The following is a 6,000-nucleotide window of genomic DNA, read 5'->3' as shown; positions in this document are numbered from 1 at the left end:
CGACCATCCTCGAGGCCGACCAGATCCATGTGATCGAGGACGGCAAGGTGATCGAAAGCGGCCCGGTGCACGAGCTTCTGGGCCACCAGGGTCCGTTCCGGACGCTCTATGAACAGCAGTTCGAGGGATTTCGCGATGCGGCCGCCGAATGACCGCGCCAGCGGCGTGCCGGGCACGGGACGAGTGGAACGGTCCAACGAGGCCCCGGAGATGAACAATGGAGGTCGCACATGAGCGCGCTTCTGACGATCACGGTGGCAGTGCTGACCCGGCAGAGGCCGCGGATGTTGGCCGACCTCATCGACAGTTTCGCAAAGCTGCAGATCCCGCCCGATTGCGAGGTGCGGTTCCTGGTGGTCGAGAACGACGATGCGCCCAACAGTCGCGGCGTCGTCGAAGCGCGAGAAGGGCGCCTGCCGGGGGGCGCGCTGGACTACGTGCTCGAGACCGAGCCCGGCATCCCCTTCGGCCGCAACCGCGCCGCGAAGGAGGCGCTCGCCGCCGGGCATGAGCTGCTGGCCTTCGTGGACGATGACGAGGTCGTGGCCGACGACTGGCTGGCCCACCTGGTTGCGGGCTACCGGCTGAGCGGCGCCGCGCTGATCGGCGCGCCGCTGGGCATCCACCCCCCGCAGGAGGGGCTGAGCTGGACGCAGAAGCGGATGCACGACTGCATCCGCCGCCGCTATGCCCGCAAGGAAGCCCGCGCGACCCGCCGCGCGGGGCTCAAGGGCACGCCGGGAGTGACCATCGTGACGAATAACTGGCTGGCCGAGACCCGCATCTTCCGCGACCACGACATCTGGTTCGACGAGGCGATGCGGTTTACCGGCGGGACCGACGCGAAACTTTCGGCCGAGGTGAAGAAGGCGGGGCTGCCGACCGCCTGGATCGCAGACGCCCATGTCTACGAGATCGTCCCGCCCGAGCGCCTGACCTTCGCCTACCAGTTCGCCCGCGGCCGAGATCAGTCCAACACCAATTTCCGGCGCAAGATCGACATGTCCGGTGCGACGCGCTGGTCGGTCCTCGTGTCGGTTCCGCTCAAGGCGCTCAGCGCGGCGGTTCTGGCGGTGCTGCTGATCCCGACGAACGGGCGCACGATGCTGGACCTTGCGCGGACCACCGGCTGGATGGCGGGGCGGATCGGTGCGCTTTTCGGCAGCCGCTCGACGCTTTATGCGCGAACCACGGGGCACTGAGCCGCTCCCTTCCCGCGGCGCGCCAAGTCGCATATCCGAAAGACCCCGGCACGAAGAATGTATGACGCATGGCCCAACTCTCTAGCGCCGCGCCCGACGGCACCCAGGTGAGCGACGCGCAGATCCTCGACGCGGCGCGGCGCGTGCTGACCACCGAGTCCGAGGCGCTTGCCCTCATGGCGGCGCATTTGCCCGACGGGTTCGCCGGTGCGGTGCGGGCGATCCATGCGGTTGCGGGACGGGTCATCGTCGCGGGCGTGGGCAAGTCCGGCCATGTCGGGCGCAAGATCGCGGCGACGCTGTCCTCGACCGGCACGCCCGCGCATTTCATCCACCCGACCGAGGCGAGCCACGGCGATCTCGGCATGATCGGCTCGGGCGATCTGTGCGTGATGATCTCGAACTCGGGCGAAACGGCCGAGCTCGGCGACCTGATGGCCTACTGCCGGCGCTTCGGCTTGCCGATCGTCGCGATCTCGGGGCGGGCGGGATCGACGCTGATGCGGGCCGCGACGCATGGCCTCTTGCTGCCCGCCGCGGCCGAGGCCTGCCCGATGGGCCTTGCCCCCACGACCTCGACCACCGCGACGATGGCTTTGGGCGACGCGCTTGCAATCGCCCTGATGGAGCTTCGCGGCTTCACCGCGGAACGCTTCGGCGTATTCCACCCCGGCGGTAAGCTGGGCGCACAGCTCGCCCGGGTCGAAAGCCTGATGGCCACGGGGAACAAACTACCGCGCGTGACAGCCGACACGCCAATGGGCGAGACGCTGATCGAGATGACGTCCAAGGGCTACGGGGTCGCCGCCGTGGTCGGGCTCGACGGGCGGCTGGTCGGCGTCGTCACGGATGGAGACCTCCGGCGCAACATGGCGGACCTGATGAACCGCACCGCCGGCGACGTGGCCAACCCCGACCCCGTGACGATCGCGCCGGACATGCTCGCCGCCGAGGCGATGGCGGTGTTGCAGGCGCGCAAGATCTCGGTCCTCGTCGTTCTGGGCGAGGATGCCCGCCCCGTCGGGGTGCTGCATATCCACGACCTTCTGCGCGCCGGAGTTGCCTGAAATGAAGACCGCCATCGTGATCCCCGCCCGCTATGCCTCGACCCGCTACCCGGGTAAGCCGCTGGCCGAGCTGACCCTGCCCGACGGCAGCCGCAAGAGCCTGATCCAGCTGACGTGGGAGGCCGCGCAGGCGGTTGCGGGCGACCACCCTGTCCTCGTGGCGTCTGACGACGACCGCATCCGCACGGCGGCCGAGAGGTTCGGGGCCGAGGTCGTAATGACGCCCGAAACCTGCCGCAACGGGACCGAACGCTGCGCGGCGGCGGTCGAGGCGGCGGGGCTGGACGCCGACGTGATCGTGAACCTGCAAGGCGACGCTCCTCTGACGCCGCCGTGGTTCATCGAGGCGCTGATCGACGAGATGGCGCGGGGGAGGGCCCGTGTCGCCACGCCCGTCCTGCGCTGCGACGCCGTGACCTACGGCCATTTCGTCGAGGACCGGAAGGCCGGCCGCGTCGGCGGAACCACCGCCGTCTTCGGGACCGATCGCAGCGCGCTTTACTTCTCGAAGGAGGTCATCCCGTGGCTCGACCCGGCGAAGATCGACCCCGACAACATCCCGGTCTTTCACCATGTCGGCGTCTACGCCTACACGCGCGACGCTCTCTCCGCCTACGGAACCCTGCCCGAGGGCACGTTGGAGCGGCTCGAGGGGCTGGAGCAACTCCGGTTCCTGGAAAACGGCTGGCCCGTCACCTGCGTCGAGGTCGACGCTCGCGGCCGCGTCTTCTGGGAGCTGAACAACCCCGGCGACGTCGCCCGCATCGAATCCGTTCTCTGACCCGAAGGCCAGCCCCATGACCGTGACCATCCGCGACATCGAGATCGGCGGCGACGCCGCCATCGCCCTGATCTCCGGCCCGTGCCAACTGGAAAGCCTCGACCACGCGCGCATGATGGCCGAGCGCATCGCGCAGGCCTGCGCGCCGACCGGCACGCGCTTCATCTTCAAGGCCAGCTACGACAAGGCGAACCGTTCGTCGCTGTCGACGGCCCGCGGCCTTGGGATGGAGGAAGGCCTGTCGATCCTGTCGAAGATCCGCGACGAGTTCGGCTGCCCCACCCTGACCGACGTCCACCTGCCGGACCATTGCGCCCCGGCGGCCGAGGCTTGCGACGTGATCCAGATCCCCGCCTTCCTCTGCCGGCAGACCGACCTGCTGCTGGCGGCGGGCGAGACGGGCGCGGCGATCAACGTCAAGAAGGGCCAGTTCCTGGCGCCGTGGGACATGGCCAACGTGGCCGCCAAGATCGCCTCGACCGGGAACGAGCGCATCCTGCTCTGCGATCGGGGCACCTCGTTCGGCTACAACACCCTGGTCAGCGACTTCCGCGGCCTGCCGATCATGGCGCAGACGGGCTACCCGGTGGTCTTCGACGCGACCCATTCCGTCCAACAGCCCGGCGGGCAGGGCACCACCAGCGGCGGCCAGCGCGAGTTCGCCCCCCTCCTTGCCCGGGCGGCCTGCGCCGTCGGCGTCTCGGCCCTGTTCATCGAGACGCACGAGGATCCCGACAACGCGCCGTCGGACGGGCCGAACATGATCCCGGTAGACCAGATGGAGGACCTGATCGGAACTCTCCGCGCCATCGACGACCTGATGAAGGGGCGGTGATCGCCTACCAGTCGAGAAGATCGAGGATGCCGGCCATCGACTCGTCGGCGAAGATCACGTCGTTCCCGGCGCCGCCCATGATCACGTTCGCCTGCTGCGAGCCATAGATCGTATCCGCCCCGTCACCCCCTTCGATCGTGTCGGCACCTTCATCGGCGAAGATCAGGTCGTCGCCCGTTCCGCCGACGAGCGAATCGTCACCGCGACCACCATGCAGAACATCGTTGCCCGCCCCCCCGATCAGCGTGTCGTGCCAGTCTCCGCCGAACATCCGGTCGTCCCCTTCCTGTCCGTCCAGAAAATCGAGCCCGCCATCCCCGTACATGACGTCGTTTCCGTCGCCCCCGTAGAGCGTGTCGTTCCACGCGCCGCCCGACAGCGTGTCGTTCCCCATCCCGCCGTGAAGCACGTCCTTGCCGTCATCCCCCGACAGGACATCGGCCCCGGCACCGCCATGCAAAGTGTCGTCGTCGCGCCCGCCAAGCAGGAAATCGTTGCCGTCATTGCCCAGGATCAGGTCCGCCCCGCCCCCGCCATCGAACCGATCCGCGTCCGCCCCGCCCTCGAGCGTATCGCGGCCCGAGCCGCCGAGGATCACCGCCGTCCCGGCCGACGCGGTTCCCACGTGATGGTCGTCGCCCTCGGTCAGTGATTTTGTGGACGTGGCCACGGGGCGATGGAAGTCGAGCGCCCCCTGAACCTCGACGAAGACGGTCTGGTAGTCGCCGAATGTCAGCAGATCACCGGCAAGTCCGTAGCTTTCGACATCCGCCACGGCGCGGGGGCCGAGGCGGTCGCCGGTCGCGTCGATCTCGTGGACGATCGCACCCTCGACCGTCCCCCATTGGCCGAGGTCGAGGCTCAGCATGCCCTGTCCCAACGCCGACGCCGCGACGACGAAGCCGTTGTCGGTCGCGTAGACATGCGCCACTCCGCCATCGAAGCTCGACCGGGACACGAGGATCGCCCCGCCGAGCAGCTCGGCCATCAGGCGGAACGTCTCGCCGGCGACGGTCAGATCCTCGACTCCTGCCTGGCCGCCGAGGTCGTTCGGAGTATTCTGCTGCAAGGGCCAGATGAAGGCGCTGGTCACGTCCTGTGCAACCATCTCGGACATCATCCATACGAGGGTCGAGGCCTGTCGCAACCCCGTCTCGGCCGACAGCAGGTGATCGGTGTTCCACTCGGTCACGTGGTATTCGAGATCGGCGTAGCGCGGATCGGCCGCCCAGGCGTCGAGCCGATCGAAATAGTACTCGAAGCTGTCCAGATCGGCGAACGTCCCGCGCGTGTAGTAGTGGACGATCACCGAATCGAGGGCGTCGGCTGCCGCGTCGGACAGGCTGTCCATGATGTAGTCGTTCTGCAGCCAGCCGGGATCGGTGGCGAATTTCCCGTACTGCCCGACCTGGATTCCGATATCCGGTTCGACCCAATCCGGGCCGGCCGTGGCGGCATGATCGTCGATGGCGTCCTGCGCCGCCCGGGCGACGATATCGGCGATCCGCGCGTATTCGACGTGATCCTGTTCCGCCCCGAGCCAGTACTCGTTCCCGATTTCGAGGCTGTCGACCTGCGCGTCGCCCCATTTTCCGCTAAGCAGATCTGCGACGAAGTCATGGACGATGTCGTAGGCGTCCGCGTGGGGCTGCTGCTCGCCCACAGGCCCGACGGTGAGATAGCCGGTCGGAATGACGATGCTGACGCCAAGGTCCGAGGCGCCGGCCCAGTTCATGAAGTCGCTCAGCGGAAGAAGATCGACCACTGCCCCGGTGACCGGGTCGAGGGCTGTCGGTCGGTCGGGATCGCGGAGATCGAAGTACTTCTCGGACACGGTTCCGCCCGGATACCGCACGGCGGAGACGTTCGCCTTCTCGGCCACCTCGTCGAAGGTGCCATCCGCGATGCGGTCCCGGTGAAAGAGAATGTTCGCGCCGAACATCTTGTCCGACACAGGGTTGAAGAAATATTCGGTCCCGACCTCGCCCATCTCGCGCCCCTTGCTGCGATGGATGCAGAGTGGCGGCACATCCGGCCTTTCGGGGACAGCAGTGATGGCGGGATGGTGGCAAACGCCTAGAATAGGCGCCAATTTTCTCCGGTAGTCCTGCGAAT

Annotated in this window: 5 protein-coding genes; 4 read left to right on the top strand and 1 reads right to left on the bottom strand. The window is 67.7% G+C overall.

Features of this window, described 5'->3' with window-relative positions; all coding sequences use genetic code 11:
* Nucleotides 1–230: 230 nt before the first annotated feature.
* From PAM7066_RS16675 to kdsA, 4 genes are all read left to right on the top strand, one after another.
* The gene (locus tag PAM7066_RS16675) at nt 231–1,202 is read left to right on the top strand and encodes a glycosyltransferase (protein WP_085855353.1); all 972 of its coding nucleotides are present in this window, start codon (nt 231–233) and stop codon (nt 1,200–1,202) included.
* 68 nt (nt 1,203–1,270) lie between these two features.
* Nucleotides 1,271–2,269, top strand: a complete 999-nt coding sequence (locus tag PAM7066_RS16670; RefSeq protein WP_085855352.1) for a KpsF/GutQ family sugar-phosphate isomerase — start codon at nt 1,271–1,273, stop codon at nt 2,267–2,269.
* Nucleotide 2,270: 1 nt separating this feature from the next.
* A complete protein-coding gene (locus PAM7066_RS16665; protein WP_085855351.1) occupies nt 2,271–3,050 on the top strand; it encodes a 3-deoxy-manno-octulosonate cytidylyltransferase in 780 nt (259 codons plus the stop codon).
* A 16-nt stretch (nt 3,051–3,066) separates the two neighbouring features.
* Complete coding sequence (gene kdsA / locus PAM7066_RS16660) at nt 3,067–3,885, top strand: 3-deoxy-8-phosphooctulonate synthase (protein ID WP_085855350.1); 819 nt, start codon at nt 3,067–3,069, stop codon at nt 3,883–3,885.
* A gap of 4 nt (nt 3,886–3,889) precedes the next feature.
* Here the strand turns inward: kdsA and PAM7066_RS16655 are convergent, their stop codons facing one another.
* Complete coding sequence (locus tag PAM7066_RS16655) at nt 3,890–5,875, bottom strand: calcium-binding protein (protein ID WP_085855349.1); 1,986 nt, start codon at nt 5,873–5,875, stop codon at nt 3,890–3,892.
* Between the last annotated feature and the right edge of the window lie 125 nt (nt 5,876–6,000).

This window comes from Palleronia marisminoris, assembly GCF_900172315.1.
GTDB lineage: Bacteria > Pseudomonadota > Alphaproteobacteria > Rhodobacterales > Rhodobacteraceae > Palleronia > Palleronia marisminoris.
The sequence above is the reverse complement of the archived record's forward strand: the minus strand, read 5'-3'. Positions and strand labels throughout refer to the sequence as shown.

Bases quoted from the DNA above. Each gene is read 5' to 3' on its own strand.
- PAM7066_RS16675 (WP_085855353.1), top strand. From the start codon at position 231: ATGAGCGCGCTTCTGACGATCACGGTGGCAGTGCTGACCCGGCAGAGG.
- PAM7066_RS16670 (WP_085855352.1), top strand. From the start codon at position 1,271: ATGGCCCAACTCTCTAGCGCCGCGCCCGACGGCACCCAGGTGAGCGAC.
- PAM7066_RS16665 (WP_085855351.1), top strand. From the start codon at position 2,271: ATGAAGACCGCCATCGTGATCCCCGCCCGCTATGCCTCGACCCGCTAC.
- kdsA (WP_085855350.1), top strand. From the start codon at position 3,067: ATGACCGTGACCATCCGCGACATCGAGATCGGCGGCGACGCCGCCATC.
- PAM7066_RS16655 (WP_085855349.1), bottom strand. From the start codon at position 5,875: ATGGGCGAGGTCGGGACCGAATATTTCTTCAACCCTGTGTCGGACAAG.